32 protein-coding genes and 1 tRNA gene are annotated in these 23,062 nt (G+C 62.1%); 16 read left to right on the top strand and 17 right to left on the bottom strand.

Going from position 1 to position 23,062, the window contains the following annotated elements:
- Positions 1 to 52 precede the first annotated feature (52 nt).
- Together yidD and C8264_RS00340 are read right to left on the bottom strand one after the other, a co-directional pair.
- On the bottom strand, positions 53 to 364 hold the full coding sequence (yidD, locus tag C8264_RS00345; protein WP_108458971.1) for a membrane protein insertion efficiency factor YidD: 312 nt from the start codon (positions 362 to 364) through the stop codon (positions 53 to 55).
- On the bottom strand, positions 364 to 816 hold the full coding sequence (locus tag C8264_RS00340; protein ID WP_108458970.1) for an iron-sulfur cluster assembly scaffold protein: 453 nt from the start codon (positions 814 to 816) through the stop codon (positions 364 to 366). The genes yidD and C8264_RS00340 overlap by 1 nt, the downstream gene beginning before the upstream one ends.
- Positions 817 to 959: 143 nt before the next feature.
- Between C8264_RS00340 and folE the strand changes: the two genes are divergently transcribed.
- Both folE and hisI read left to right on the top strand, forming a co-directional pair.
- Positions 960 to 1,583, top strand: coding sequence for a GTP cyclohydrolase I FolE (gene folE, locus C8264_RS00335; RefSeq protein ID WP_108458969.1), 624 nt, complete (start codon positions 960 to 962; stop codon positions 1,581 to 1,583).
- A gap of 42 nt (positions 1,584 to 1,625) precedes the next feature.
- A complete protein-coding gene (gene hisI, locus C8264_RS00330) occupies positions 1,626 to 2,075 on the top strand; it encodes a phosphoribosyl-AMP cyclohydrolase (protein ID WP_108458968.1) in 450 nt (149 codons plus the stop codon).
- Positions 2,076 to 2,876: 801 nt separating this feature from the next.
- On the opposite strand, the gene C8264_RS00325 is transcribed toward hisI, so the two are convergent.
- Positions 2,877 to 3,614, bottom strand: a complete 738-nt coding sequence (locus tag C8264_RS00325) for a rhomboid family intramembrane serine protease (RefSeq protein WP_162783383.1) — start codon at positions 3,612 to 3,614, stop codon at positions 2,877 to 2,879.
- Positions 3,615 to 3,794: 180 nt separating this feature from the next.
- Here C8264_RS00325 and C8264_RS00320 point away from each other — a divergent pair, with 180 nt between their 5' ends.
- The 4 genes from C8264_RS00320 to C8264_RS00305 all read left to right on the top strand — a co-directional run bounded on the left by C8264_RS00320 (position 3,795) and on the right by C8264_RS00305 (position 6,561).
- Positions 3,795 to 4,448, top strand: coding sequence for a PAS domain-containing protein (locus C8264_RS00320; protein ID WP_162783382.1), 654 nt, complete (start codon positions 3,795 to 3,797; stop codon positions 4,446 to 4,448).
- Between the two features lie 127 nt (positions 4,449 to 4,575).
- Positions 4,576 to 5,208, top strand: coding sequence for a PilZ domain-containing protein (locus C8264_RS00315; RefSeq protein WP_108458965.1), 633 nt, complete (start codon positions 4,576 to 4,578; stop codon positions 5,206 to 5,208).
- Between the two features lie 57 nt (positions 5,209 to 5,265).
- Entirely contained in the window at positions 5,266 to 5,790 is a 525-nt protein-coding gene (locus tag C8264_RS00310) for a hypothetical protein (protein ID WP_108458964.1), read from the top strand.
- Positions 5,791 to 5,931: 141 nt separating this feature from the next.
- Positions 5,932 to 6,561: a transglutaminase-like cysteine peptidase gene (locus tag C8264_RS00305; RefSeq protein WP_245892871.1), complete on the top strand. Its 630-nt coding sequence runs from the start codon at positions 5,932 to 5,934 to the stop codon at positions 6,559 to 6,561.
- Between the two features lie 126 nt (positions 6,562 to 6,687).
- Here C8264_RS00305 and C8264_RS00300 read toward each other — a convergent pair whose 3' ends face one another.
- Positions 6,688 to 7,011: a DUF6949 family protein gene (locus C8264_RS00300; protein WP_108458963.1), complete on the bottom strand. Its 324-nt coding sequence runs from the start codon at positions 7,009 to 7,011 to the stop codon at positions 6,688 to 6,690.
- Positions 7,012 to 7,133: 122 nt separating this feature from the next.
- Between C8264_RS00300 and C8264_RS00295 the strand changes: the two genes are divergently transcribed.
- The gene (locus tag C8264_RS00295) at positions 7,134 to 7,805 is read left to right on the top strand and encodes a hypothetical protein (RefSeq protein ID WP_162783381.1); all 672 of its coding nucleotides are present in this window, start codon (positions 7,134 to 7,136) and stop codon (positions 7,803 to 7,805) included.
- 6 nt (positions 7,806 to 7,811) lie between these two features.
- Here the strand turns inward: C8264_RS00295 and C8264_RS00290 are convergent, their stop codons facing one another.
- The 3 genes from C8264_RS00290 to C8264_RS00280 form a co-directional block, all read right to left on the bottom strand.
- Positions 7,812 to 8,030, bottom strand: a complete 219-nt coding sequence (locus tag C8264_RS00290; RefSeq protein WP_108458961.1) for a DUF3126 family protein — start codon at positions 8,028 to 8,030, stop codon at positions 7,812 to 7,814.
- Positions 8,031 to 8,141: 111 nt separating this feature from the next.
- A complete protein-coding gene (gene cysE / locus C8264_RS00285; protein WP_108458960.1) occupies positions 8,142 to 8,966 on the bottom strand; it encodes a serine O-acetyltransferase in 825 nt (274 codons plus the stop codon).
- 93 nt (positions 8,967 to 9,059) lie between these two features.
- The gene (locus tag C8264_RS00280; protein ID WP_108458959.1) at positions 9,060 to 9,815 is read right to left on the bottom strand and encodes an alpha/beta fold hydrolase; all 756 of its coding nucleotides are present in this window, start codon (positions 9,813 to 9,815) and stop codon (positions 9,060 to 9,062) included.
- A 338-nt stretch (positions 9,816 to 10,153) separates the two neighbouring features.
- Here C8264_RS00280 and C8264_RS00275 point away from each other — a divergent pair, with 338 nt between their 5' ends.
- The 5 genes from C8264_RS00275 to C8264_RS00255 all read left to right on the top strand — a co-directional run bounded on the left by C8264_RS00275 (position 10,154) and on the right by C8264_RS00255 (position 13,905).
- On the top strand, positions 10,154 to 10,399 hold the full coding sequence (locus C8264_RS00275; protein WP_108458958.1) for a zinc-finger domain-containing protein: 246 nt from the start codon (positions 10,154 to 10,156) through the stop codon (positions 10,397 to 10,399).
- A gap of 9 nt (positions 10,400 to 10,408) precedes the next feature.
- The gene (locus tag C8264_RS00270) at positions 10,409 to 11,608 is read left to right on the top strand and encodes an FAD-dependent monooxygenase (RefSeq protein ID WP_108458957.1); all 1,200 of its coding nucleotides are present in this window, start codon (positions 10,409 to 10,411) and stop codon (positions 11,606 to 11,608) included.
- 148 nt (positions 11,609 to 11,756) lie between these two features.
- A complete protein-coding gene (locus tag C8264_RS00265) occupies positions 11,757 to 13,091 on the top strand; it encodes an MFS transporter (RefSeq protein ID WP_108458956.1) in 1,335 nt (444 codons plus the stop codon).
- A complete protein-coding gene (locus C8264_RS00260; protein ID WP_108458955.1) occupies positions 13,069 to 13,551 on the top strand; it encodes a GNAT family N-acetyltransferase in 483 nt (160 codons plus the stop codon). The genes C8264_RS00265 and C8264_RS00260 overlap by 23 nt, the downstream gene beginning before the upstream one ends.
- Before the next feature lie 84 nt (positions 13,552 to 13,635).
- Positions 13,636 to 13,905, top strand: coding sequence for a DUF6894 family protein (locus C8264_RS00255; RefSeq protein ID WP_108458954.1), 270 nt, complete (start codon positions 13,636 to 13,638; stop codon positions 13,903 to 13,905).
- A gap of 44 nt (positions 13,906 to 13,949) precedes the next feature.
- Here C8264_RS00255 and gndA read toward each other — a convergent pair whose 3' ends face one another.
- Positions 13,950 to 15,368, bottom strand: a complete 1,419-nt coding sequence (gene gndA, locus C8264_RS00250; protein WP_108458953.1) for an NADP-dependent phosphogluconate dehydrogenase — start codon at positions 15,366 to 15,368, stop codon at positions 13,950 to 13,952.
- A 199-nt stretch (positions 15,369 to 15,567) separates the two neighbouring features.
- Between gndA and C8264_RS00245 the strand changes: the two genes are divergently transcribed.
- Together C8264_RS00245 and C8264_RS00240 are read left to right on the top strand one after the other, a co-directional pair.
- On the top strand, positions 15,568 to 16,332 hold the full coding sequence (locus tag C8264_RS00245) for an SDR family oxidoreductase (RefSeq protein ID WP_108458952.1): 765 nt from the start codon (positions 15,568 to 15,570) through the stop codon (positions 16,330 to 16,332).
- A gap of 2 nt (positions 16,333 to 16,334) precedes the next feature.
- Positions 16,335 to 16,877, top strand: a complete 543-nt coding sequence (locus C8264_RS00240) for a gluconokinase (RefSeq protein ID WP_108458951.1) — start codon at positions 16,335 to 16,337, stop codon at positions 16,875 to 16,877.
- A 344-nt stretch (positions 16,878 to 17,221) separates the two neighbouring features.
- On the opposite strand, the gene C8264_RS00235 is transcribed toward C8264_RS00240, so the two are convergent.
- From C8264_RS00235 to C8264_RS00225, 3 genes are read right to left on the bottom strand one after another with little or no spacing between them, the layout of a single operon-like run.
- The gene (locus C8264_RS00235) at positions 17,222 to 17,692 is read right to left on the bottom strand and encodes a CYTH domain-containing protein (protein WP_108458950.1); all 471 of its coding nucleotides are present in this window, start codon (positions 17,690 to 17,692) and stop codon (positions 17,222 to 17,224) included.
- Between the two features lies 1 nt (position 17,693).
- Positions 17,694 to 18,578 carry a CHAD domain-containing protein gene (locus C8264_RS00230; RefSeq protein ID WP_108458949.1) on the bottom strand — a complete coding sequence of 295 codons (885 nt, stop codon included), beginning with the start codon at positions 18,576 to 18,578 and terminating at the stop codon, positions 17,694 to 17,696.
- 3 nt (positions 18,579 to 18,581) lie between these two features.
- The gene (locus C8264_RS00225) at positions 18,582 to 19,118 is read right to left on the bottom strand and encodes a methylated-DNA--[protein]-cysteine S-methyltransferase (protein ID WP_108459465.1); all 537 of its coding nucleotides are present in this window, start codon (positions 19,116 to 19,118) and stop codon (positions 18,582 to 18,584) included.
- 116 nt (positions 19,119 to 19,234) lie between these two features.
- On the opposite strand from C8264_RS00225, the gene C8264_RS00220 reads away from it, so the two are divergent.
- On the top strand, positions 19,235 to 19,762 hold the full coding sequence (locus C8264_RS00220) for a dihydrofolate reductase family protein (RefSeq protein ID WP_108458948.1): 528 nt from the start codon (positions 19,235 to 19,237) through the stop codon (positions 19,760 to 19,762).
- A 52-nt stretch (positions 19,763 to 19,814) separates the two neighbouring features.
- Here the strand turns inward: C8264_RS00220 and C8264_RS00215 are convergent, their stop codons facing one another.
- Complete coding sequence (locus tag C8264_RS00215) at positions 19,815 to 19,997, bottom strand: CsbD family protein (RefSeq protein WP_108458947.1); 183 nt, start codon at positions 19,995 to 19,997, stop codon at positions 19,815 to 19,817.
- A gap of 133 nt (positions 19,998 to 20,130) precedes the next feature.
- On the opposite strand from C8264_RS00215, the gene C8264_RS00210 reads away from it, so the two are divergent.
- Entirely contained in the window at positions 20,131 to 20,802 is a 672-nt protein-coding gene (locus C8264_RS00210; RefSeq protein WP_108458946.1) for an RluA family pseudouridine synthase, read from the top strand.
- Between the two features lie 92 nt (positions 20,803 to 20,894).
- Here the strand turns inward: C8264_RS00210 and C8264_RS00205 are convergent, their stop codons facing one another.
- The 5 genes from C8264_RS00205 to C8264_RS00185 all read right to left on the bottom strand — a co-directional run bounded on the left by C8264_RS00205 (position 20,895) and on the right by C8264_RS00185 (position 23,013).
- On the bottom strand, positions 20,895 to 21,179 hold the full coding sequence (locus C8264_RS00205; protein WP_108458945.1) for an ASCH domain-containing protein: 285 nt from the start codon (positions 21,177 to 21,179) through the stop codon (positions 20,895 to 20,897).
- Positions 21,179 to 21,553 carry a RidA family protein gene (locus C8264_RS00200; protein WP_108458944.1) on the bottom strand — a complete coding sequence of 125 codons (375 nt, stop codon included), beginning with the start codon at positions 21,551 to 21,553 and terminating at the stop codon, positions 21,179 to 21,181. Before C8264_RS00200 ends, C8264_RS00205 begins: the two co-directional genes overlap by 1 nt.
- Before the next feature lie 16 nt (positions 21,554 to 21,569).
- Positions 21,570 to 21,655 (bottom strand) — tRNA-Leu (locus C8264_RS00195).
- An 8-nt stretch (positions 21,656 to 21,663) separates the two neighbouring features.
- The gene (gene gpt, locus C8264_RS00190; protein ID WP_108458943.1) at positions 21,664 to 22,161 is read right to left on the bottom strand and encodes a xanthine phosphoribosyltransferase; all 498 of its coding nucleotides are present in this window, start codon (positions 22,159 to 22,161) and stop codon (positions 21,664 to 21,666) included.
- Between the two features lie 84 nt (positions 22,162 to 22,245).
- Positions 22,246 to 23,013, bottom strand: a complete 768-nt coding sequence (locus C8264_RS00185) for a competence/damage-inducible protein A (protein WP_108458942.1) — start codon at positions 23,011 to 23,013, stop codon at positions 22,246 to 22,248.
- Positions 23,014 to 23,062 lie beyond the last annotated feature (49 nt).

The raw sequence follows: 23,062 nt of genomic DNA, 5'->3' as shown, positions 1-23,062 counted from the left end.
GGTCATTGCCGCGTTTGTCGCAGCAAGGGCGCCTGTCTAGCATGATTGAGCATTATTTCCAGCGTCCATAACGCCAGGGCAAATACCAGTGCGCATCGGCTGGCACGGCGTCGGGCACCGGATCATAGCCATCGGTGCCGCCCGGACGGCAGCGGATGAACCGGGCAAGCCCCATCCAGCCCCCGGGCCAGAAGCCGAAGGTCCATATGGCGTTGCTGGTATATTCCGAACAGCTCGGCAGATGCCGGCAGGTGCGCCCCGCAAAAGCCGATAGCGTGTAGCGGTAGATGGTAATCAGCAGCACGGCCACGATCTTGAACGGCAGATCCACCGCACGCCACAGCCAGTCATTGAATCGCTGCATCAAGGTTCCGCCGCAACCGATTGTGCCGACTCGACCTTTTCCAGCGCTTCGGCAACAGCATCGAACACCAGCAGCGTCGATATATGCCGCGCCCTGTATTCGCGCACCGGCTCAAGATAGGCCAGATCCGCCCACTTTCCGGCCGGCGGCGTACCGTCCGCCTCGAGCATTGCGTGCATCTGGTCACGCAGCAGCAGGAACTCCCCAGTCGGGGTACCGACGATTTCCCGCGCCACCACCGCCGCCGATGTCTGCCCCAGCGCGCAAGCGGACAGGTGATGCCCGTATTCGGCGATCACTCCGTCACGCACCACGACGTCCACTTCGATCAGCGAACCGCAGACGCGGCTGACCTTGCGCGCGCTGGCGTCGGGATTCGCGAGCCGGGGCGGCTGCGGGGCATTGGCCGCAAGTTCCAATATCTTCTGGGAATAGAGATCGCTGATGTCCATCAACCAAACAATTCTGTTTCTTGCCGCTGTTTTGCCCTCAGCTTATATAGAGGCTTGCATGGGCAATGTCAGGGTTGCCGAAAACGTTGGTCCAAAACCAAGGCGCCAGCGCAGAATGGTCTCGCTTGAAGGAGCCCACACCTATGGACGCCCACACCAATCCGCTCGGTGCCCTTTCGACCTCTACTGCCCCCTACCCGCGCCCGACGCGTGAAGAGGCCGAGGCTGCCGTGCGCACCCTGCTTGCCTGGGCCGGCGATGACCCGACCCGCGAAGGCCTGCTGGAAACCCCGGCCCGGGTTGCCAAGGCATATGGCGAGTTCTTTGCCGGCTACCATCAGGACGCCAAGGCCATCCTGTCCAAGACCTTCAAGGATGTCGGCGGCTACGACGATATAGTGCTGGTCCGCGATATTCCGTTCAGTTCCCATTGCGAGCACCACATGGTGCCCTTCGTGGGAAAGGCCCACATCGCTTATCTGCCCCATGACGGCGTCGTCGGGCTCTCCAAGCTCGCCCGCCTGGTCGAAGTTTTTTCCCTGCGCCTGCAGACCCAGGAAAACCTTACCTCGCAGATCATCGATGCCATCAACGAGCATCTGGGGCCGCGCGGTGCGGCGGTGATGCTGGAGGCCGAACACATGTGCATGTCCATGCGCGGCGTTCGCGCCCATGGCGCCACCACCATCACCCACCGTTTCACCGGCGTGTTCGCCGAAGAGCGTTCCGAGCAGGATCGCTTCTATGCCATGATCGGCCGGCGCTAAGCAGGCTGGCGCCGATAACGGGCGCGGGGTAAAACCCGCGTCATGACCATTTCCTTTGCCGACCCCACGCCCCTGAGCCACGATCAACTTGAAGAAGGCACCACCTTTGCCCCACGCTTCGATGCTGCGGGGCTGGTGACGGTCGTTACCATCGAGGCAGGCACCAACGAGGTGCTGATGCTGGCGCATATGAACAGCCAGGCACTCTCGCTTACGCTGGAAACCGGCATCGCCCACTACTGGTCCCGCTCGCGCGGCAAGATCTGGAAAAAGGGCGAAACCTCGGGCGAGTTGCAGGAAGTGGTGGAGATGCGCACCGACTGCGACCAGGACGCCATCGTTTTAAGCGTGAACCAGACCGGCCGCGGCGCCGCGTGTCACACCGGCCGGAAGTCATGCTTTTATCGTCGGGCGGTGGTGCATGATGGGGTGGTGAGGCTGGAGGATACGGGGTTGGCGAAGTTGTTCGATCCGGGCGAGGTTTATGGGTAGGGGTTTGGGCTTGGGGCAGGTTGCACGGGGTATGGGGCCAGCCGTCCCCCACCCTTGATCCCTCCCCGCAAGGGGGAGGGTGTCGACTGAGGCCGCATTGCTCAACCAGTCGCCTCACCCTCGATACGGCCAACTGGGGAGATGGAGGCGCCAGCACCAGTTTCCCGGCTCCTTCGTCTCCATCCCCCTTGCGGGGAGGGATCAAGGGTGGGGGATGTTTAGCCCAGATGTGAGAGCTCTCAGCACTCCCTTCCGGCGTTAGGCCGGAACCCATTCTGAAATCTCGAGATGGATCCCGGCTCAAGGCCGGGATGACATTGTGGGTGGGGAGGGTTTTGGGGGAAGTATCGGGGCCAACCGCCCCCCACCCTTGATCCCTCCCCGCAAGGGGGAGGGTGTCGACTGAGGCCGCATTGCTCAACCAGTCGCCTCACCCTCGATACGGCCAACTGGGGAGATGGAGGCGCCAGCACCAGTTTCCCGGCTCCTTCGTCTCCATCCCCCTTGCGGGGAGGGATCAAGGGTGGGGGATGTTTAGCCCAGATGTGAGAGCTCTCAGCACTCCCTTCCGGCGTTAGGCCGGAACCCATTCTGAAATCTGGAGATGGATCCCGGCTCAAGGCCGGGATGACATTGTGGGTGGGGAGGGTTTTGGGGAAGTATCGGGGCCAACCGCCCCCCACCCTTGATCCCTCCCCGCAAGGGGGAGGGTGTCGACTGAGGTTTCAGCGGGCTACTTTACTCCCTGCCTCTTGAGGGTTGGGGGCGCTGCGGGTTGGTTAAACCACGCAACTTTGAAACTCAGCTACCCCGTCGCTCAAACAGTCCCACCATCAATATCCCCGCAAAGAACCCACCCAGGTGGGCCTGCCAGGCGATCGAGATCGGCGTTCCCGTTATCAGCGGGAACAGCGGCACGGCGGCGTTCAGCACTACCCAGATTAGGATGAAGAACCGTGCCCGCGAGTCGCGCATCAAATCGGCGAAGCTTGCGAGCTTGCGCCCCAACATGACGCGTTCCCCGGTTTCCGGATGCTTGGCAACGATTACCGGCTGGAAGATGAACCGGGTTGCGGCGCCGGTCAGTCCTGCCACGCCGCCCGAGGCGCCGATCAGGTAGGAGCCGGTATAAAGCGATGTCGCCGCAAAGAGCGCCGCGCCGGCCGCCGCGGACAAGAAGAAGATCGCCAGCATGGGCCCTGCCCCGTAGCGCCGTGCGACGGGTGTGCCGAAGATGCCGAACCACGCGACGTTGACGAACAGATGGTCCCATCCGCCATGCAGCAAGGCATGGGTGAACGGTGTCCAGATCAGCGGCACGCCGAGCGAAATATCATCGAACGCTGCCGGGATTCGCAGCGGCTGGAACGCTCCATAAAATACCAGCATCAGTTTTCCCTGTTCGTTAAGCACAAGGGTTGATGCCAGGTGAATCGCCACCAGCACGCCAATGACCGCGGTAACCGCCGCCGGCAGAAGGAAAACCGGCTCACGCGCGGCGCGGCCGGGCTTTTGCGGCTGCAGGTCTTGTTCACTCATCATTTCGCTCCGTACTCACTGGCAACCTGCGGCTCACGCCATTCTTTTCCACAATGGGACACCCGCGTTAACCTTAACTATCCTTTAAGAGCGCTTTTGCCGCTGCCATTTGCGAAAGTCGTCTTCCGAATGAGGCGCTCCATGCGGGGAACGCCCGAAGCGCTTAGCGGATCACAGAAGATGCAAAAGACCAGCACCAGGACACTTTACGAGTACTGGAACACGATTCGCGGCTCGCGCAGCGCGCCCGAACGCAAGGACATCGACCCAACCAAGATTCGCGAAGCCCTCGCCAATACCTTCATCCTCGAACTCGACGAGCGCGAAGGCTTCTCCTTCCGCCTTGCCGGATCGCATCTTTGCACCAGCTATTGCCGCGAACTCAAGGGCCGCTCCTTCTCTGGCCTCTGGCACGAGCGCGATGTCGATGCGATGGACACCCTGGTCCGGGCCGTCACCGAAGACCATGCGGTAGCGCTCATCACCTTCCAGGGTACGACGGCCATTCACACCAAGGTTTCCTTCGAGACCATCCTGATGCCGCTGCGTCACAATGGGTCGACCCATACCCGCCTGCTGGGCGCCATGACGGCCATCGAAGAGCCCTACTGGCTCGGCGTGCAGCCCATCATGGAACAGCGGATCACCGGCCTGCGGCTGATCTGGCCGGATGACATGGAATATCAGGACAGCGAGCGCGAAGTTGCCACCAAGGTGGTTAATGACGTTGAGTACGGCAACGCCGCCGCTCCCACGAGCATGCCCGCCACCGTCTATGGCCGCAGCGCCCGCCGCTATGCCCATCTGGCCGTTATCGACGGCGGCCGGCAATAGGCGTCCCGCAGCAGGAGCACCCGGCGTTTACCGGATTCCTGCTGCACAAAGACCGCCCCGCGCTCATGTTGCATTAACCAAGACGCGCTAGCTTGTCAGGCAAACCTCATGTTTGGCGGTCTGGCGAATGCTCAGCGACGATCTCCCCTCCCCGCGGTTCATCGCCCCCATCCGTACGCGCGCTGAGGCGACCAGGTTCCAACGCGTGAAGATTTCGGTGCTCGGCCGCTACATGCTGGCCGACCGCCGCGAGTTCCCCTGCCAGGTCCTGGAAATGTCGCCGGGCGACGCCATGGTCGTGGCGCCCGTTGCGGGCCTGGTCGGTGAAAAGGTCATCGCCTATATCGATCACCTGGGCCGCATCGAGGGCGTGATCACTGCCCAGATTGACGGCGGCTTCGTCATGGATATTTCGGCCTCCTCGCGCAAGCGCGACAAGATGGCGGCGCAGCTCACCTGGCTGGCCAACAAGGATATCCTGAACCTGCCGGAAGACCGCCGCCATGAGCGCGTGGTGCCGGACATCCGCCATTCCACGGTCGTGCTCGACGATGGCCGCCGCTACAATTGCAAGATCATCGACATTTCCCTGTCTGGCGCGGCAATCGAACTCGACGTGCGCCCCGCAATGGGAACGCCGGTGACCCTGGGCCGCATGCGTGCGCGGGTCATCCGCCATTTCCAGAACGGCGTTGCCGTGGAGTTCGTCTCGTCCCAGGAAATGCTGAACGTCGTGCAACAAAATTTGCGCATGAACTGATCGGCCCACCGGCAAAAACGGTGGCGATATGGTCTGGTCCTGCGTTATGACGATCCGATGACAAACCGACTGCGCGCGTCTTCACTTGCTACCATCGCGGCCACTTTCCTGTCCTTTGGCGCACCGCAGGGCAGCTTCGCCGATGGCCGGGGCGATTGGTCGGGTTATGCCTGGCAGAAGATCGAAGTCAGCGCCTGCAGGGCCAATGGGACCGGCCTTGCCTGTCCGCCCTACCACCAGAAATGGGACTGGAAGCGCAACCAGTGGGTGGACATTGCCCTGGCGTTCGACCCTTCCTCGAACACCGTGGCCATTACCCAGCGGCTGACCAACAACGATCCGGGGGACCGCGACTATGTGTGCGTCACCGCCCTGATCGTGGATGCGAGCGGCACGGATTTGGTCGCCCATCACCAGAACTGGGATATCGGTTCGGGCGAGGTGATCGAGCAGAGCTTCTCCTATAGCGCGCTGGCGCTGGAGACCGCCCGCACCATTCACATCGGCTCCAAGCAGTGCCGCGATGGTGCTGCGGACGACGCTGATGTCTATGCCCATGTGCTGGCCGGAATCGCCCACTGAGCAAATCGGCGCAAGTGCCTCTGCACCATGGTTAATCAGCCGCAAATTCAATCGATAAAACACGCATAAAAACTGCGTGGTAGTTTTTCGATCGGCCTAATCCGGCCTCCGTAGATTGGTCTCCATCAGGGAGATCACACGATGTTTGCACACAAAAAGGGAATGGGAGCACTGCTCGGCGCGATGTTCGCGCTGCTGGCCATCGCGGCGCCCGCCCAGGCCTTCGACACCACCAATGTCGCCTTTGTCCAGACCTCGGCAAACACCACCAGCATCCCCGTCGGCCACGCCGAATTCTGCGCGGCTCGCCCCGCAGAATGCACCGCCAACAGCAATCCCATCGCGGCCATGCCACTGACCGAGGCACTGTGGCAGCAGCTGCAGGCCGTCAATTCGCACTACAACCAGACCGTCGTTTCGGTGACCGACCAGGACCTCTACCAGGTCAACGAATTCTGGACCTATCCCAACGGCTACGGCGATTGCGAAGACTTTGCCCTCGCCAAGCGCCGCGACCTGATCAATGCCGGCTGGCCCGAGAGCGTGCTGCTGATGTCGGTGGTCAAGCAGGCCGATGGCGAAGGCCACGCCGTGCTGCTGGTCCGCACCGACCGCGGCGACCTGGTGCTCGATAACCAGGTCGGCACCATCGATCTGTGGAGCGCCACCCCCTACAAGTTCATCAAGCGCCAGTCCCAGGCCGACGCCGGCCAGTGGGTCGACATGATCGATAGCCGCGAGATCGTGGTGGCAACCGCTGCCGTCAACTAACCGCTTTCCGGACCCCGCCCTGATAGGGGTCTGATGAATGAGGCCAGCCTCGGTTTTCCGAAGCTGGCCTCATTGTCTTGGCGCTTTGAATGCCGGCGGGTGACGTCCGCCGGCGAATACGCCGAATTAGCCGTAGCGGATGGCGACGTAGATACCCATGAACATCAGGCCGGTAATAAAGGACCAGCCAAAGGCGACGACGGCTGAAACCAGCGCCGAAGTCATCGACAGCGTGCCGTTCTCCTCATGGCGCCAGCCCAGCTGCAGCATGATGTAGGGCCCGCAGATAAAGCTCATGGCCAGATTGCCGAGCGAGCCGACGAAGGTCTTGCCGTCATAGCGCAGCATCGCCTGTTGCTTGGAGAGCATCTGATAGAGATGCGTCCCTGCCCCCGAAAGGCACAACCCGACCCCGATCAGAAAGGCCGCCAGAAGCAATTCCTTGGTCATGCCGGTGCTCTCCACTCCCCGGCATTTGTTGCATGCCGGGCGCAATTGTTAACTCTTCATTAAGCATATTGATCGTCCAATGCCCTGTCACCTTCCCTCCGCGAAACTGGTTAATGCCGGCGATGAGTTTGCAAACCGCACCCGAGCGCGCTTCATCACACTCGCTGGGCTTCAACCTTGCGGGTATCGCGGCGCTGGTCTTGCTGGGTGCGGTCGGTGCGGCTTACCTGGTCGACAGTCTGGGCCGCGGCGCGCGGGTAACCCCGCCCAGCCTCGCAGACGGAAACACCATCAGCCAGACCATCTCGGGCCAGGAACTCTCTATTCCCACCGCTTGGTTCCGCCATGGCGAGCAGATCAAACCCGGCTTCACCAACCAGATCGACCTGCGGGTGATGTTCCAGCCCGAGCCTGAAAGCGCTCCGCTGCCGGTGGATGTTGCGCTCGTCCCGCGCAGCCGCGCCCGCACCAGCGCCGTCCTCCTGGACACTGTTTACCTGCATCAATTCGGTGATGAGATGGTGCAGGGCGTACCAGGCCTCGTTGGCAAGCCCATGGGCGAGAGCAACGGCTACCAAGGAGAAACCGTCTGGTACGACGCCCTCTCGCCTAATCCGTTCGTGGCCAAATGTGTGGAGCCGGTCGCTACCGGCGCGTCCTCGCAATGCGTGCGGACGGTTTATCTGTCGAGCGGCATTGCCGCGACCTACGCTTTCGACGCCACGGCCCTGCAGTCGTGGCGCCAGTTCGATGCCGAAATGGAGCGCTGGCTCACAAAAATCGGCGCCTGGTAAAGTGGCTTAGCTCACTTCGTCCAGATCGATATCGAGGATCGACATGTTGAAGATGTAGGACTTGTCTCCATCTTCGTCGTCGGCATGGATCAGCCCGATCGACTCGTCGCCGATAAACACTTCAACCGAGTCGTTGAGCTTGTTGCGCGGACGCACGTCGATGTTCTGGTTGTTGAATTTCATCTGCAGGAACTTTTGCAGCTTGATGATTTCGGGATGGTTCACTGGATTTGTCCTGCTGTTGGCGTTGAGGCGGCAATCTAGTCAGCCATAAAACGCATTCAACCCCAAAGGGTCGCATTTTAACGGTGACAAAGGCTTGCCGGCCCTTGGCAATCAATTGTTCAGGTCATGCACCAGAACAACCTGGTCCATCACCAGCGCCGGCTGCGCACAACCCGCTTCCCCGATCACCTTGGCCGGAACGCCCGCGACTGTCATCCGCGGCGGCACTTCCTTGAGCACGACCGAGCCGGCCCCGATCCGCGAGCATTCACCGATCCTGATATTGCCGAGTACCTTGGCGCCCGCCCCGATCAGCACGCCATTACCGATCTTGGGATGGCGGTCCTGGTCCGACTTGCCCGTGCCGCCCAGCGTCACGTTCTGCAGCATCGAGACATTGTCCCCCACCACCGCGGTCTCCCCGATCACCAGACCCGTGCCATGATCGAGCATGATGCCCTTGCCCATGACGACGGCCGGGTTGATATCGACCTGGAACACCTGGCTGGCGCGGCTCTGCAGATAAAGCGCAAAGTCGCGCCGCCCCGCCTTCATCATGGCATGAGCAAAGCGGTGCGTCTGGATTGCCTGATAACCCTTGAAATATAGCAGCGGCTCCAGCGCCCGATGGCATGCCGGATCGCGCTCCAGCGTTGCCGCGAGGTCCACCCGCGCATTGTGCCCAATCTCGGGCGCGTCGATCAGCGTCTCGGCAAAAGCCTGCCGGATGATATCCGCAGATACATCGTCATGGTCGAGCCGCGCAGCAAGCCGATGCGCCAGCGCCTGCTCGAAACTGTCGTGGTTGAGAATCGAAGAAATCGCCATGTTCGCCAGCGATGGCTCGTCGGCAACGATCTGGCGCGCGCCGCTGCGCACGGCTTGCCAGACCGGATCGACGGATTTAATCGCGGCAGAATGCTTGGCGTGGCTCATGGCGGGACTCCGCTTCATCGTGGCTCACCGATATAAGCCATCAGATGCTCAGATACAAAGCCCAAGCGCACTTTTGGTTCACGATTGCCTGTGTCAGGGCAATGCCTTGCCCAAAAAATCCAGCGCGGCGGCCTTGAATGCCTTGTCGCCAGTCGCGCGCATATGGTCCCGCTTGGGGATGACATAGGCTATTGCTCCGGGAATCAGCTCCGCCAGCGGCTCGGGCGATCCGGCCATCTCGTCGGCTTCGCCCACGGCCACTAGCAGCGGCACATTGATCCGCCGCACATCGGCCCGTGCCATCGGCTGGCGCGAGGTTTCCATGCAGGCCGCCAGTGCTTCGCGGTCAGATTTGGTGTGATCGGCGAAAATGCGGAACTGCCGCGCCGTCGGATGCGTCAACTCTTCCAGCGAGGGCGCTCGCAAGCCCGCAATGATGTCATTGCCATCACTGAGCCCATTGATGAGGTTCATCCCCATGCCGCCAAAAATCACGCAAGCCACGCGCTCTTCGTGCTCGAACGCCATGAACGCGGCGATCCGCGCGCCCATCGAATAACCCAGAACTGCCGCGCGCTCGATGCCCAGGTGATCGAGCAGCGCCACGGCATCCCGCGCCATGTCGCTGGGGTAATATGCGTCGGGATCATGTGGCTTGTCCGACAGCCCATGCCCGCGGTTGTCCAGCACGATCGCCTGATACCCTGCATCCGTCAGCGTCTCGACCCAGCCGGTGTCGATCCAGTTCACCTTGCCGCTCGAGGCAAAGCCATGAATGCACAAAACCGGCTTGCCCTGCCCGAACACTTCATAGGCGAGGTTAAGGCCATCGGATTGGAATGTGGGCATGCGCGGCTCCTGTCTTGGCAGGCTCCTTATGCCACGACCTCGTCCTTCGACAAGCTCAGGATGAGGTCTACTGACAGACACCGTGGCTACGTACGGGCTTCTAGTTGTCACCGCGTCATCCCCGCGAAAGCTGGAAGCCCTGTTTTAAAACGGAGGTTCCCGCTTTCGCGGGAATGACGCGGTGGATGGACAGGAGCCGAGGAGCCCGAATTAGGCATTTTCCCCTCAGGGGCGCGAACCCGATCCGTAGCCCCGATCTTCCCCTTTCGCCCACTTCCCTTAACCCGACCCATCCACTATGGTCCGGCCAACTCAAGTCACGGCATCAGGTTATCGCGATGGCAAACAATTCCACGCCTCATTTCCACAACACCGAAGGTCTTCGCCAGATCGAAGTCGGCTCCAAGGAATTCCAGTGCGTCGGCGCCCTGCCCCCGTTCGATCACCCCCATATTTACATCGACATGGGCAAGGACAACGAGGTCGTTTGCCCCTATTGCTCGACGCACTATGTCTTTAGCTCGCGCCTGCCGGCCGGCGCTTCCAACCCTGCGTCCGCTGTGTTCCACGCCGACGCAGCCTAGTTTCCCCTGATGCCGGGCACCGGCAAGACATTCTATATCGCGGGCGCCGGAATCACCGGCCTCACCCTCGCCTTGGCCCTGGCCAAGTTCGGCGCCAATGTCGTCGTCCTCGAACGCAGTCCCACCCTGACCGAATTCGGGGCCGGCCTTCAGATCAGCCCCAACGCCCGCCTGCTGCTGGATCGGCTTGGGCTTGACCATGCGCTGGCCAGCCAAAGCCTTGAGCCGGCCGGCATCGACATTTATCCTTTCCGTCGCCCGGCGCCGCTGATCACCCTGCAATTGGGCGCGCTCATGCGCGAGCGGTTCGGCTCACCCTATGCGGTCATGCACCGCGCCGATCTTGCCGAGGCGCTCTACAAGGCAACGCGCCCCTTCGCCAATATCGACATCATCTTCGGCGTGCGCAGCTGGAACGCTGAGTCGCACGAGCAGGGCGTGACCATATCGATGGAGGACGCCAATGGGCAGTCGCGCAAGGTTCGTGCCCACGGCCTGATCGGCGCCGATGGCGTGCATTCCTTTACCCGCCGCAATTTGCTCGCCGGCGCCGATGCCGTTTCAGGCGGCCGCACCGCATGGCGCACATTGCTGCCCTTTGAGGCGGTGACCGGCCAGCTTGCGCTTGATCGCGTCTCGGTGCTGTTCGCTCCGGGTTTTCACGCAGTCTGCTACCCGCTGCCGCACCGGCAGCAGGTCAATGTGGCATTGTTCGCCAAGGGCATGCCGGACGATGCCGCGCGCCGGCCGACCCTTCCCAAATCGGTTCAGCGCAGCGCACGCCTCAGCGCGCTTCTTGCCGCTGCGGCAGACACCTGGACACTCTGGCCCCTGTACACCGTTTCAACCCCGGTTTGGCACAAGGGCAATATCGGACTGGCCGGCGACGCGGCTCATGCCATGGTGCCCTTCCAGGCGCAGGGCGCCGCCATGGGCATAGAGGATGCTGCGGTGCTGGCGCCATTGCTGGTGCGTCACGACAACGCGGAGTCCGCCTTCATTCAATATGAAACCATAAGGCGCGAGCGCGTCAGCCGCGTCGCTCGCATTTCGCAGACCAATGGACGAATCTTCCACATGGGATGGCCGTTCAACCTCGCGCGGAACCTTGTCATCGCGGCGCAGGGACCGCGCGGCCATGTCAATCGGCTCGCCTGGCTCTACAGTCATGACGCTGGCCTGATTCCAGATCAACAAAGCCTCGCTTAAGCCCTCGTATTGACTCAGTTATCTTCCACCAGAGCCACAAGGACTGGAACCTTGCGCCGCCGTTCGGCCTTGCTTTGACAGTCCTGCCTGTGTCAACTGCGCGGCACATCCCAGACGCCATCGGACTCACCAAGGTTAGCGCCCAAGCATGCAAGCTGCGACCCGCTCACGCCTGACTCTCACCTGCATCCTGGTGACGATCCTGCTTGATATGATCGGTGTCGGCATCATCGTGCCGGTGCTGCCCGAATTGCTCGAGGACCTGACCGGCGGCAGCGTCGCCAATGCGGCGGTGATCGGCGGCTATCTGGTTTTTACCTACGCCTTCATGCAGTTCGTGTTCTCGCCGGTGCTCGGCAATCTCTCCGACCGCTTCGGCCGCCGCCCGATCCTGCTATGCTCGCTGCTGGGCCTCACATTCGACTACCTGATGATGTCGATCGCGCCGGTGGTCTGGTATCTCTTCATCGGCCGCGTCATTGCCGGCATTGCAGGCGCGGCGCTGGCCACCGCTACTGCCTATATGGCCGACATCACCCCGCCCCATAAGCGCACCCATCGTTTCGGCCTGATCGGGGCTGCGTTCGGTCTGGGCTTCATCATCGGCCCGGTGATCGGGGGCGAGCTGGGCGAATTCGGCCCCCGGGTGCCCTTCTATGCTGCCGCGGCTCTTGCCTTCGCCAATTTCCTGTTTGGCTTGCTGGTGCTGCCCGAAAGCCTGCCCAAACCGATGCGCCGCAAGTTCGACATCAGACGCGCCAATCCCTTCGGCGCCGTCCTCGCCCTGCGCAAATATCCGGCGGTGCTCTGGCTGCTTGTCGTGCTGTTCTTCCTGCAATTGGCAACGCAAGCCCTGCCGCAGGTCTTTCCCTATTTCACCGTGGAGGTGTTCAACTTCACCTCCTCCTCAATCGGCCGCACGCTGGGCGCCTTTGGCATCGGCTTCGCCTTCAGCCAGGCCGTATTGGCGGCGCCCCTGTCCAAGGGCATTGGGGAACCGGCCGTGGGGATTGTCGGTCTTCTCGCCGCAGCCACGGCCTTTGCCGGCATTGCCTTTTCGGCCGATGTTTATCAGCTCTACCTATTTATTGCGCTGGGCACTGTCAGCGGCCTCGCGCCACCAGCGATCAACGGCGTTCTCTCGCGGCAAGTGCCTGACAACTCTCAGGGCGAACTGCAGGGCGCGGTGAACGCCGCCAGTTCCTTGGCCACTATCGTTGGACCGCTCGCCGCAACACAGATTTTCTCCTATTACACCAGCTCCTCGACCTCCGGACACTATTTCCCCGGCGCGCCGTTCATCGCCTGCGGAATCGCCGTGGTGATTGCCCTGATCGTCTTTGGCATGGCCGCCTTCCGCTTCGAGCTGAGCCATCGCCCCAGCGTCGCCGACCATCCGCACCGGCCCGACATGCCGCCACCGGGGCAGGTTCGCGTACCCCCCATCGAGGAAGACGACGATGCAGATCCGCGCCGCCGGTAAAGCCGATTGGCAGGCGGTTCTCGCCATCATCGCACCCGTCCTCGCCGCTGGCGAAACCTACGCCGTGGCGCGCGATCTCGATGCCGAAGCCGTGCTCGCCTACTGGTTCAGCCCGAGCCACGAAGTCTTTGTTGCCGAAGAAGACGGCGCCATCCTCGGCACCTATTATCTTGTGGCCAATCGGCAGGGCGGCGGCGCCCACGTCGCCAATTGCGGCTACATCACCGCCGCTGCGGCCCAGGGCAAGGGCGTGGCCCGCGCCATGGGCGAGCATTCACTGGCCCGCGCCCGCGAGCGTGGCTTCCGGGCCATGCAGTTCAACCACGTCGTGTCCACCAATGAACGCGCAGTGGCGCTCTGGCAGAAACTCGGCTTCGCGATAGTTGGCACCCTGCCCCAAGCGTTCAACCACCCCACACAGGGCTATGTCGATGCCTATGTGATGTTCCGCGATCTCTAGCGCTTTGCGCCCTCGCTGTTGTGATCGGGGGCAACGGAACAAACCGACTCCTGGCTGGTTCAACTACCATCAGGAGCCAGAACCATGCCCCGCTTTTTCTTCAATCACACCACCAAGTCTGGCGACCGCGAGATCGACATTGACGGCCTCAAGCTGCATTCGCTCAACAACGCCATAGAAGAAGCCAGCTTCGCCGCCCAGGCCGCTGCCGCGCTGGCCGACGAGCCCACCGAAGGCGTATTCGAGATCGAGGATGAAGGCCGCGTCGTGGTTGCCCGCGTGCCCTATGTCGCCAAACCGGAAGCAGGCGAGGCGGAACACACTGAGGACGACGGAGAGAAAACCGCTCCATAAGAAAAGCCCCGCAAACGCGGGGCTTTCTGATTGGAGGCTGGCGCTTATTTGCCCAGCGTCGATGGCCAGGTGCCGTGCAGGTCGCTGCCGCGGCCCACGATCTCGAAGCCATGCGCACCGAAGAAGTCGCGCTGCCCCTGGATCAGATTGGCCGTGCCCTGCGCCTGGCGATAGCTGTCGAAATAGCTCAGCGCTGCCGAAAGGCAGATCATCGGGAATTCCCCGATTGCAGCTGCGGCAACCACCTTGCGCAGGCTCGGATGCGCGTCCTTCATCAGTTCGACGAAGTCCGGAACGACCAGCAGATTGACGTTGCCGCCCTTCTCGTAAGCCGCCGACATCTGGTCGAGGAACCGCGAGCGGATGATGCAGCCAGCGCGCCAGATCTTGGCGATGGTCGCCAGCGGCAGTGCCCAGCCATTTTCTTCCGAAGCCTTGGCGATCACCGCAAAGCCCTGCGCATAGGAGACGATCTTGCCCGCCAGCAGCGCCTTTTCGAGGTCCGCCAGCGTCACATCAGTCTTGGCGCGGTTCGGCTTGCCGTAGATGCCTTCGGCCGCAACGCGCTCATCCTTGCGTGAGGAGATCGAACGGGCCGCCACAGCACCCTCGATGGCCGTCGCCGGCACACCCATCTGCTGCGCGACAATAGCAGACCAAACGCCGGTGCCCTTTTGTCCGGCCTTGTCGAGGATCAGTTCCACCAGCGGCTTGCCGGTCTGGTCGTCGGTTGCCGCCAGTACGTGGCCGGTGATCTCGATCAGGTAGGAATTGAGCGGACCCTTATTCCATTCCTTGAACACGTCCGCGCATTCGCCGGGGCTCATGCCCAGCCCGTCACGCATCACGCCATAGACCTCGGCGATCATCTGCATGTCGCCATACTCGATGCCGTTGTGGATGGTCTTGACGAAATGGCCCGCGCCACCTTCGCCCAGATACGCACAGCAGCTTTCGCCGTTGAACTTGGCAGCAATGGCGGTCAGCACCGCTTCCGCATTGTGCCACTGCTCCTTGGAGCCGCCGACCATGATCGATGGACCATGGCGCGCACCTTCTTCGCCGCCTGAAACGCCAACGCCAAGATAGCCGATGCCCTTGGGCGTAAGGTAATCAAAGCGGCGCTGCGTATCGGTGAACAGCGAATTACCGCATTCGATGATCGCGTCGCCCTGTTCCAGGTGTGGCAGCAATTGCTCGATCATGTCGTCCACCGGCGCGCCGGCCTTGACCATGATGATGATCGAACGCGGGCGCTTCACCGCCTGTACGAACTCGGCCAGGTCGTACTTGGGAACCGTCTTGCCATCGAGCCCCTGCGCCTTGGCTTCGGCGACGAATTCGTCGATGCGGCCCGACGAGCGGTTGTGGACTGCAATGGTGTAGCCCTTTTCCGCAATGTTGAGGGCCAGGTTCGATCCCATCACCGCGAGGCCAATCAGCCCGATATCCGCACTCGACATCGCAAAAATCCTTCCAAGGTCTTCCGTCAATCCATGCGCGCAACGCATGCGGCGCGGCGCGAACTGACCACAATTAGCCGCAACACGGAAGGCGGATTCGCGCATAATCGGTCCAATTATCCACTCTGGTATGGAAGAATCTATTGCCCTTGTGCATGGCTCCCCCTACCGTCCGCGCACTTTGCGGCAAGGAGTGGAAATGGCGTCTGGTTTCGATCTCACGGGCAAGCGGGCCTTGATTACCGGTTCGAGTCGCGGTCTTGGCCTCGCCATGGCCACGGCACTCGCCAGCGCCGGTGCCTCCGTCGTGCTCAACGCGCGCGATGAAGTGGCGCTCGGCGCCACGGCAGCCGACCTCGCCGCCGCCGGCGCCGAAGTGCATGCGCTGGCGTTCGACGTCACCAGCGAAGACAGCGTCACCGACGCAATCGCCCATTGCGAAAGCCAGATCGGCGCCATCGACATCCTGGTCAACAATGCCGGCATCCAGATTCGCGGCCCCCTAGAAGACTATGCCATCGACAAGTTCGAGCTGATGCTCTCCACCCACGTCGTCGCCACCTTCGCCGTCAGCAAGGCCGTCGCCAAGGGCATGATCGCGCGCGGCCATGGCAAGATCATCAATATCTGCTCGGTGCTGACCTCCGTTGCCCGCCCCACCGCCGCCCCCTATGGCGCCGCCAAGGCAGCCGTCGCCAATCTCACCCGCGGCATGGCGGCTGATTGGGCGCCCAAGGGGCTCAACATCAACGCCATTGCACCCGGCTACTTCAAGACCGACCTTAACAAGACCCTGATGGCAGACCCCAAGTTCAACGACTGGGTCGAGCAGCGCACCCCGCAGCGCCGCTGGGGCGAAATCGAGGAACTCGGCGGCGCAGCAGTTTTCCTTGCATCGCCCGCCGCCAACTTCATCAATGGCCACGTCCTATATGTGGACGGCGGCTTCACTGCGGTGGTTTGACCATGACCCTGGTACCGGCAAGAATCATCATCGTCATGGGCGTCAGCTCCTCCGGCAAATCCACCGTCGGCCAATCCATCGCCCGGCGCCTGCATGTGCCGTTCCTCGACGGCGATGGCTATCATCCGCCCGCCAATGTGGAAAAAATGCGCTCCGGCATTCCACTTGTGGATGAAGACCGGTGGCCTTGGCTGGAAAGCCTCGCTACCGCATTGCATGAGGCCGCCGACCGCAAGAACGCCGCCGTCGGCGCCTGCTCTGCCCTGCGGCGTGCCTATCGCGACTACCTTGTCGAAAAAGCGGGCGAGCCCATCCTTTTCGTCTATCTCCAAGGCAATCGCGAAGTGATCGGCGAGCGCATCGCCCGCCGCAAGCACGAATACATGCCCGCAAGCCTGCTCGATTCCCAGTTTGCGACGTTGGAGGTTCCCGACCCGGCTAGCGAGAACGCGCTCATCGTGCCGGTCACGGATAGCGTCGAGAAGATCACCGTCACGGCAGTGAAAGCCCTCGATCACCTGAAAAGCTTCAAGCGCTGGCAGTAAGCTCGCTCCCACCTCGATCGAGGCGATGAAGGCGCTAGCACCAGTTTCTCGGCTCTCTCGTCTCCCTCCCCCTAGCGGGGAGGGATCAAGGGTGGGGGATGTTTGGCCCGGATGTGGAAGCTCTGAGCACTCCCTCCCGGCCAGGAGCCTATACCGAAACCTCGAGATGGATCCCGGCTCAAGACCGGGGAGACATCGTAGGTGGGGAGGTTTTGCGATCACTATCGGGGCCAACCGCTCCCCACCCTTGATCCCTCCCCGCAAGTGGGAGGGAGACGACTGCAAGGTCTGGGTGAAGTTTGTGCCACAACCTTTTGGTTCGCCCTTGGACAAGCTCAGGAGGCTCACTCCTCCGGCCGCCCCTCCGCCCGGGACAGGCTCGCATTATAATACCGATCATCCTCCGTCACTTCGCGACCGACCCACTCCGGCAACTCCACCTCCTGCCCCTCGCTCTCAAGCTCGACCTCCGCGATCACCAGCCCTTCGTGCCGCACCGCGAACTCGTCAACTTCCCAGACCAGCCCGCCAAACGGAACCAGATGCCGCACCTTCTCGATCACATGCGGTTCGGCCATGACCAGCAATTCCCGCGCGTCAGAGATCGGAATTTCGTACTCATACTCCGCGCGCGTCATGCCTCTCACCGCGCCCTTGAGCGTGATGAGCGCCTCCCGATCATCCTTGCTGCGCACCCGCACAGTCGCCTTGGCGTTGGAGGATAGGTAGCCCTGCCGAATCTGCGTGCTCTTGGTCGCCAATCGCCGCCAGCCCTCACCCGTCACCAGGAATTTCCGCTCGATCTCTATCGCCATGTCAGGACTTCTCCGGCAGCAGCAGCCAGTATTTTTCGAGACGCCGCCGCAGCGCTGCTGGCTTTTCGGCCCCAAGCTGCCGGCCCATGAAAAACGCCGATCCCGCCAATTCCTGCTGCCGCGCTGCGATCACCTCGGGCACGGAACCAGCAACATCGAGCCGGGCCAATTTCTGTTCAAGCACCGCCAGATTATGATGATCGCCCAGCAGGTCCCCCAGCTGGCCAATCGCGGTTTGGCGATTCTTCAGCAGGTCCGGTGCACTCCGCCGTAACAGGCCCAGATGGTGACCGTGATATTTGGCGAACTTGCGCCATTCATGCAGATGCTCCGCCACCGGATCATCCTCGGCCGCCGCCAGGCGCTGGCGAAACTGCCGGTAATTCCCAATAAGACCATCGGACAGAGCATCGAAACCACGGCCATCCACCGACCAATTCGCGGCCCGCTTCTTTGCAGCCTTGAATATGGTGCGGAATTCAGCAAAGCGGTCCTTGTTCCAGGCTTCAGCCGGCTCGGCCCCGTTCTCCAATTCTTGCCTGATGCGGCTGGCTTCAATCTCGCCAATCTTCGGGCTCCCGCCCTCTCGATCGAACTCCAGCAAACCGGCAAAGGTTTCGACCAGGACCACGGCATCGCGCGATTGCGACAGCGACGAGGCCGCATCTCGAAACGCCTTGTTCTCCTTGTCGGCACGCTTGAAATTGGAGCCAACCAGCCGCACCAGCCCGCGCAATTTCTTGCAGCGCCGGCGCAGCCCATGCACGATTTTGCTGGGTTCGTCGTTCGGCTGCGATGCCTCCTCCAGGCCCTTCTCGATCTGTTCCAGTGCCATGGCGCGCACTTGCGCTTCGACATTCCTCCGATGCGTGAAGGCGAAACTCATGCGCTAAAATCCCAAGACCAGCTGACCCGGCGGCGTCCCGATCACCACCCCTTCCAGCGCCAGCATGCGTGCCTTGGCATTGGCTCCACCCGGCGCCGAGAAGCCGCCGGCTCGCCCATTGCTCGCGAGCACGCGATGACAGGGGATAATCAGCGGAATGGGATTGGCTCCCATCGCCTGCCCCACCGCCCGCGACAGCCCGGCATCGCCAAGCTCCCGCGCCAGCGCGCCATAAGTGGTCGTGGCGCCCCATTTGATCTTCAGAAGCGCCTCATAGGCACGCCGGTGAAACTCCGGCAAATCAGCCATATCCAATTTTACGTCCGAGAAGTCGACCGGCTCTCCCTCGGCATAGTCTTCGATCTTATCGATGACCGCTGCGACGGCCCGGGTCGGCTCGCCCGCCCCAGCGCCATCGCGATTGATCCGCTCGGCTAGGGCATCATGCTCCAGCCCCGGCAGCTGCAGTCGCGCAATCCCCTGGGCGGTCCAGCCGATGCCGAACTCCCCGAGCGCCGTATCGAATGTCATCGTTTCCATGAGACCGACCTTAGAATGCTGTTCTGTCACAAACCAGAGCATGCCCTTGGCTGCTGACAAAACCTGTCGCTAGTCCAACGCACACCCACCTCCTGCAACGAGCAATGGAGCACCTCATGGCCAGGATTTTGGGATATATCGCAGCTAGTCTCGACGGCTTCATCGCCGCGCCCGATGACAATCTGGATTGGCTCACCAAGCAGCCTGACCTCAATCTGGGCGAACATGACTACCACCACTTCCTCAAGACCATCGACACCGTGGTCATGGGACGGGCCACTTACGACTGGATCGAACGCTATCCGGGCGCCTGGGAATATGAAGGCAAGCGCGTCATCGTCGTCACCTCCCGACCCATCGACAATCCCAAGGGTCCGCTGGAAACCCGCAGCGACATCGACAACCTGATCGGCGAGCTTCGCGCCCTTGAGGACGGCAATGTGTGGATGCTCGGCGGCGGCAGATTGCAGATGGCGTTCATGGAACGCGGTGCACTCGACGAGATCGAAATCTTCGTCATTTCCGAAATCATCGGTAGCGGCACCCCGCTTTTTCCGGCCACCGGCCTCAAGGCGTCGCCAAAATTGATCTCGGCCAAGATGCTGCATCCGTCATGCGCGCGTCTGCACTATCGGTTCGACTGAACATGCGAAAGGGCCGCCCTAGCGGACGGCCCTCACAAATTCCTCGGTGAATTTAGCGCTTCAGCGCGTCGCGCGCATCGTCCTTGACCTCGCCGACCTTCTGCTGAAGCTTGCCTTCGGCCTTGTCCAGCTTGCCTTCGGCCTGCAGCTTTTCGTTGCCAGTGAGGCCACCTGCTGCATCCTTCACGGCACCCTTGGCCTGTTTACCCAAGCCTGCGGCTTCATCTTTATGCATCAGATAACTCCTTGTTGACGTTGGAAATACAACGGGTGGGCAGACCATGCGTTCCAAGGCGCTGGATCACGCCCCCGTCACTTCGCCGCCGTGGAGGTTGTTCAAACCGCCCGCTCTCTGCTAGGACCGCGCCATGCCCGGCCCCATGCCCACCCTCGTCAACTATTACCCTCCGCTCGACCCCTATCTGACCGTGCTCCATGTCGATGACGATATCCTCGTTCTCGACAAGCCCAGCGGCCTGCTCAGCGTGCCCGGCAAGGACCCGTCGCTTTGGGATTGCCTCGAATACCGCGCACGCAAGCAATGGCCCACCGCCGGCATGTGCCATCGGCTCGACAAGGATACATCCGGCGTTCTGGTGATGGCGCTCAACAAGCGCGCCCATGGCCGTATCGGCTCACAATTCGAGCACCGCAAGACCACCAAAGCCTATATCGCACGCGTTGCTGGGATCTTGGAGCAGGATACCGGCCTCGTCGACCTGCCCCTCGCCACCGATTGGGAAAACAAGCCGCGCCAGCGCGTCGATCATGAAAACGGCCGCCCCTCGCAAACCGAATGGACTGTGCTGGAACGCGAAGCCGACGCCACCCGGGTGCGCCTGCATCCCCTCACCGGCCGCACGCATCAGCTAAGAGTTCACATGAAAGCAATCGGCCATGTGATTCTAGGCGATGTGTTTTATGCCGACCCCCAAGCCCTCGCCGCCGCCGACCGGCTACAACTCCACGCCGCTGAATTGGGCTTCACCCACCCCACGACTGGCGAGTTCCAGGTGTTCGTGGCGCCGACGCCGTTCTAGGCCTACAACTGGGGCTTTCCCAGTAGACCTCATGGATCACGGCCCCACCCACCGCGTCATTCCCGCGAAAGCGGGAACCTCCGTTTCCCACCCTATCCCTCGCCCAGATACCCAACCTCGATACGTTGAAACAAATGCCCAGGCTTCATCGTATCCAGCCAGCGCCGGAACGCCGCGACATCCTCAAACCCCGCCCGCCGCGCTTCCGCCTCGGTCACATCATCGGGGCTCATGTTGTCAATCGCCTTGATGGCGAGAATGCCCACCTTGGTCTTCAGCGTCCCGCCGGCCTTCACCGTGGGCTTGCTCCAGCGCCGGAAGATCAGGTCGACCTCGCCAGCCTTGATCTGCTCCAGCAAATCCCGCTTCAGCAACATCAGCCGATCACTCCGGTCGCCAGCATTTCCACCTTCAGCCCCTCGGCCAACAGCCCGGCGATTACCGTGGCGCGAACCGGATATGGCTCCGTGAAATACTCGCGATAAACCGCGTTCATTCCGGCAGCATCGGCCTTGTCGGTCAGGAAAATCTGCACCTGCGTAATGTCGGCCATGGTGCCGCCAGCCGCCGTGATCGCCCGCTTGAGGTTCTCCAGCGTCCGCCGCGTCTGCACCCCGATATCACCCTGCACGATCTCGCCCGTCGCCGGGTCCTCGGCGATCGCCACAAGCCACACCTGCTGGCCCGCCTTAACGCAATCACTCACCGGCGCATTGGACGGCGCCATGCCAACATCGATCTTCTCGATCATCTGCCTATCCAAGTCTTGGTGCGGGCGGCGGGACTCGAACCCGCACGGGAATACTCCCTCCGGATTTTAAGTCCGGTGTGTCTACCATTCCACCACGCCCGCGAAACTGATCAGTCCGTGCCGCCGGAGATCGGCGCCGCATACGCCACGTCCAGATCCCAAGGAAAGAAAATCCAGGTGTCCTGGCTGACTTCGGTGATGAACGTATCCACCATCTCGCGCCCCTTGGGCTTGGCGTAAACCGTGGCGAAATGCGCGCCGGGCAGCATTTCGCGCACTACGCGAGCGGTCGAGCCGGTGTCCACCAGATCGTCCACGATCAGCACCTTGGCGCCGTTGCGCGCCAGATCCAGAATCGGCTGGCTGATTTCCTTGAGAACCTTGATGCCGCCCTTGTTCTGGTGATCGTAGCTTTTCACCGACACCGTTTCGACGGTACGAATATTGAGCTCCCGCGCCACGATTGCCGCCGGCACCAGCCCGCCGCGGGCAATGGCCACTACCGCGTCGAACGGACCAAGGCTCGCCAGCCGCCAGGCCAGCGCCCGGCTGTCGCGGTGGAATTGGTCCCAGCTGACGGGAAACGACTTCTCGTTCGGGTTGCTCAAATCATATCTCCTGGAACCGGCGGCTCGCTACGCCGGGTTGAAACCGCAAGGGGCCTGCTTAGCAAAGCCGGGCCCCCGCGCCAATCATTCTTGTGGAGCTTGCACACCCGCCTTGGCATGGGCCGCCGCAACCATCGCGCGCACCTTGCCCGCCGCTTCCTCCAGCCGCGCCGGATCGGACGAACGCAGCACCAGTTCGGTCATCACCCGATCCTTGCCCATCTGCGGGTAGCTGCCCATCTTGACGTCCGGGTACTGCGCCTGCAGTTCCGCCAGCGGCCCGCCCACCGTCCCCTCGCCCACGGCTGCCTTCACCGTCACCGACTGAACCTTCTTGCCGCCCCTGAGCGTCGGCGTCAGCGCCTCCAGCATTGCCCGCATGATGATCGGCACGCCCGCCATCACATGCACATTGCCGATCCGGAACCCCGGCGCAGCGCTCACCGAATTGACGATCAGATCAGCCCCCTCGGGAATGCGCGCCATGCGCAATCGCGCTTCGTTGACCTCGGTGCCCGTTTCCTTCCACCGCGCTTCGAGCATCGCCCGCGCCTGCGGATTGATCGGCAGCGCCACGCCGAACGCCTTGGCCACTGCATCGGCGGTAATATCGTCATGCGTCGGCCCAATGCCGCCGGTGGTGAACACATAGGTATAGCGCTCGCGCAGCGCGTTGACGGCAGCCACGATGTCGTCCGTCTCGTCGCTCACCACCCGCACTTCCCGCAGCTCGATCCCCAGATCGGTGCAGAAATCGGCCGTCGCGCCGATATTGACGTCCTTGGTGCGGCCGGAGAGGATTTCATCGCCAATGACGATCAGGGCGGCGGTTACGCTTTCGGCGCTGGACATGGGCAGGTTCCGTGGGGCTTGCTGTGCCTCAGCAATGCCCCCGCGAGAT

Source organism: Devosia naphthalenivorans (assembly GCF_003056355.1).
GTDB lineage: Bacteria > Pseudomonadota > Alphaproteobacteria > Rhizobiales > Devosiaceae > Devosia > Devosia naphthalenivorans.
The sequence above is the reverse complement of the archived record's forward strand: the minus strand, read 5'-3'. Positions and strand labels throughout refer to the sequence as shown.

Bases quoted from the DNA above. Each gene is read 5' to 3' on its own strand.
- yidD (WP_108458971.1), bottom strand. From the start codon at position 364: ATGCAGCGATTCAATGACTGGCTGTGGCGTGCGGTGGATCTGCCGTTC.
- C8264_RS00340 (WP_108458970.1), bottom strand. From the start codon at position 816: ATGGACATCAGCGATCTCTATTCCCAGAAGATATTGGAACTTGCGGCC.
- folE (WP_108458969.1), top strand. From the start codon at position 960: ATGGACGCCCACACCAATCCGCTCGGTGCCCTTTCGACCTCTACTGCC.
- hisI (WP_108458968.1), top strand. From the start codon at position 1,626: ATGACCATTTCCTTTGCCGACCCCACGCCCCTGAGCCACGATCAACTT.
- C8264_RS00325 (WP_162783383.1), bottom strand. From the start codon at position 3,614: ATGAGTGAACAAGACCTGCAGCCGCAAAAGCCCGGCCGCGCCGCGCGT.
- C8264_RS00320 (WP_162783382.1), top strand. From the start codon at position 3,795: ATGCAAAAGACCAGCACCAGGACACTTTACGAGTACTGGAACACGATT.
- C8264_RS00315 (WP_108458965.1), top strand. From the start codon at position 4,576: ATGCTCAGCGACGATCTCCCCTCCCCGCGGTTCATCGCCCCCATCCGT.
- C8264_RS00310 (WP_108458964.1), top strand. From the start codon at position 5,266: ATGACAAACCGACTGCGCGCGTCTTCACTTGCTACCATCGCGGCCACT.
- C8264_RS00305 (WP_245892871.1), top strand. From the start codon at position 5,932: ATGTTTGCACACAAAAAGGGAATGGGAGCACTGCTCGGCGCGATGTTC.
- C8264_RS00300 (WP_108458963.1), bottom strand. From the start codon at position 7,011: ATGACCAAGGAATTGCTTCTGGCGGCCTTTCTGATCGGGGTCGGGTTG.
- C8264_RS00295 (WP_162783381.1), top strand. From the start codon at position 7,134: ATGAGTTTGCAAACCGCACCCGAGCGCGCTTCATCACACTCGCTGGGC.
- cysE (WP_108458960.1), bottom strand. From the start codon at position 8,966: ATGAGCCACGCCAAGCATTCTGCCGCGATTAAATCCGTCGATCCGGTC.
- C8264_RS00280 (WP_108458959.1), bottom strand. From the start codon at position 9,815: ATGCCCACATTCCAATCCGATGGCCTTAACCTCGCCTATGAAGTGTTC.
- C8264_RS00275 (WP_108458958.1), top strand. From the start codon at position 10,154: ATGGCAAACAATTCCACGCCTCATTTCCACAACACCGAAGGTCTTCGC.
- C8264_RS00270 (WP_108458957.1), top strand. From the start codon at position 10,409: ATGCCGGGCACCGGCAAGACATTCTATATCGCGGGCGCCGGAATCACC.
- C8264_RS00265 (WP_108458956.1), top strand. From the start codon at position 11,757: ATGCAAGCTGCGACCCGCTCACGCCTGACTCTCACCTGCATCCTGGTG.
- C8264_RS00260 (WP_108458955.1), top strand. From the start codon at position 13,069: ATGCAGATCCGCGCCGCCGGTAAAGCCGATTGGCAGGCGGTTCTCGCC.
- C8264_RS00255 (WP_108458954.1), top strand. From the start codon at position 13,636: ATGCCCCGCTTTTTCTTCAATCACACCACCAAGTCTGGCGACCGCGAG.
- gndA (WP_108458953.1), bottom strand. From the start codon at position 15,368: ATGTCGAGTGCGGATATCGGGCTGATTGGCCTCGCGGTGATGGGATCG.
- C8264_RS00245 (WP_108458952.1), top strand. From the start codon at position 15,568: ATGGCGTCTGGTTTCGATCTCACGGGCAAGCGGGCCTTGATTACCGGT.
- C8264_RS00240 (WP_108458951.1), top strand. From the start codon at position 16,335: ATGACCCTGGTACCGGCAAGAATCATCATCGTCATGGGCGTCAGCTCC.
- C8264_RS00235 (WP_108458950.1), bottom strand. From the start codon at position 17,692: ATGGCGATAGAGATCGAGCGGAAATTCCTGGTGACGGGTGAGGGCTGG.
- C8264_RS00230 (WP_108458949.1), bottom strand. From the start codon at position 18,578: ATGAGTTTCGCCTTCACGCATCGGAGGAATGTCGAAGCGCAAGTGCGC.
- C8264_RS00225 (WP_108459465.1), bottom strand. From the start codon at position 19,118: ATGGAAACGATGACATTCGATACGGCGCTCGGGGAGTTCGGCATCGGC.
- C8264_RS00220 (WP_108458948.1), top strand. From the start codon at position 19,235: ATGGCCAGGATTTTGGGATATATCGCAGCTAGTCTCGACGGCTTCATC.
- C8264_RS00215 (WP_108458947.1), bottom strand. From the start codon at position 19,997: ATGCATAAAGATGAAGCCGCAGGCTTGGGTAAACAGGCCAAGGGTGCC.
- C8264_RS00210 (WP_108458946.1), top strand. From the start codon at position 20,131: ATGCCCGGCCCCATGCCCACCCTCGTCAACTATTACCCTCCGCTCGAC.
- C8264_RS00205 (WP_108458945.1), bottom strand. From the start codon at position 21,179: ATGTTGCTGAAGCGGGATTTGCTGGAGCAGATCAAGGCTGGCGAGGTC.
- C8264_RS00200 (WP_108458944.1), bottom strand. From the start codon at position 21,553: ATGATCGAGAAGATCGATGTTGGCATGGCGCCGTCCAATGCGCCGGTG.
- C8264_RS00185 (WP_108458942.1), bottom strand. From the start codon at position 23,013: ATGTCCAGCGCCGAAAGCGTAACCGCCGCCCTGATCGTCATTGGCGAT.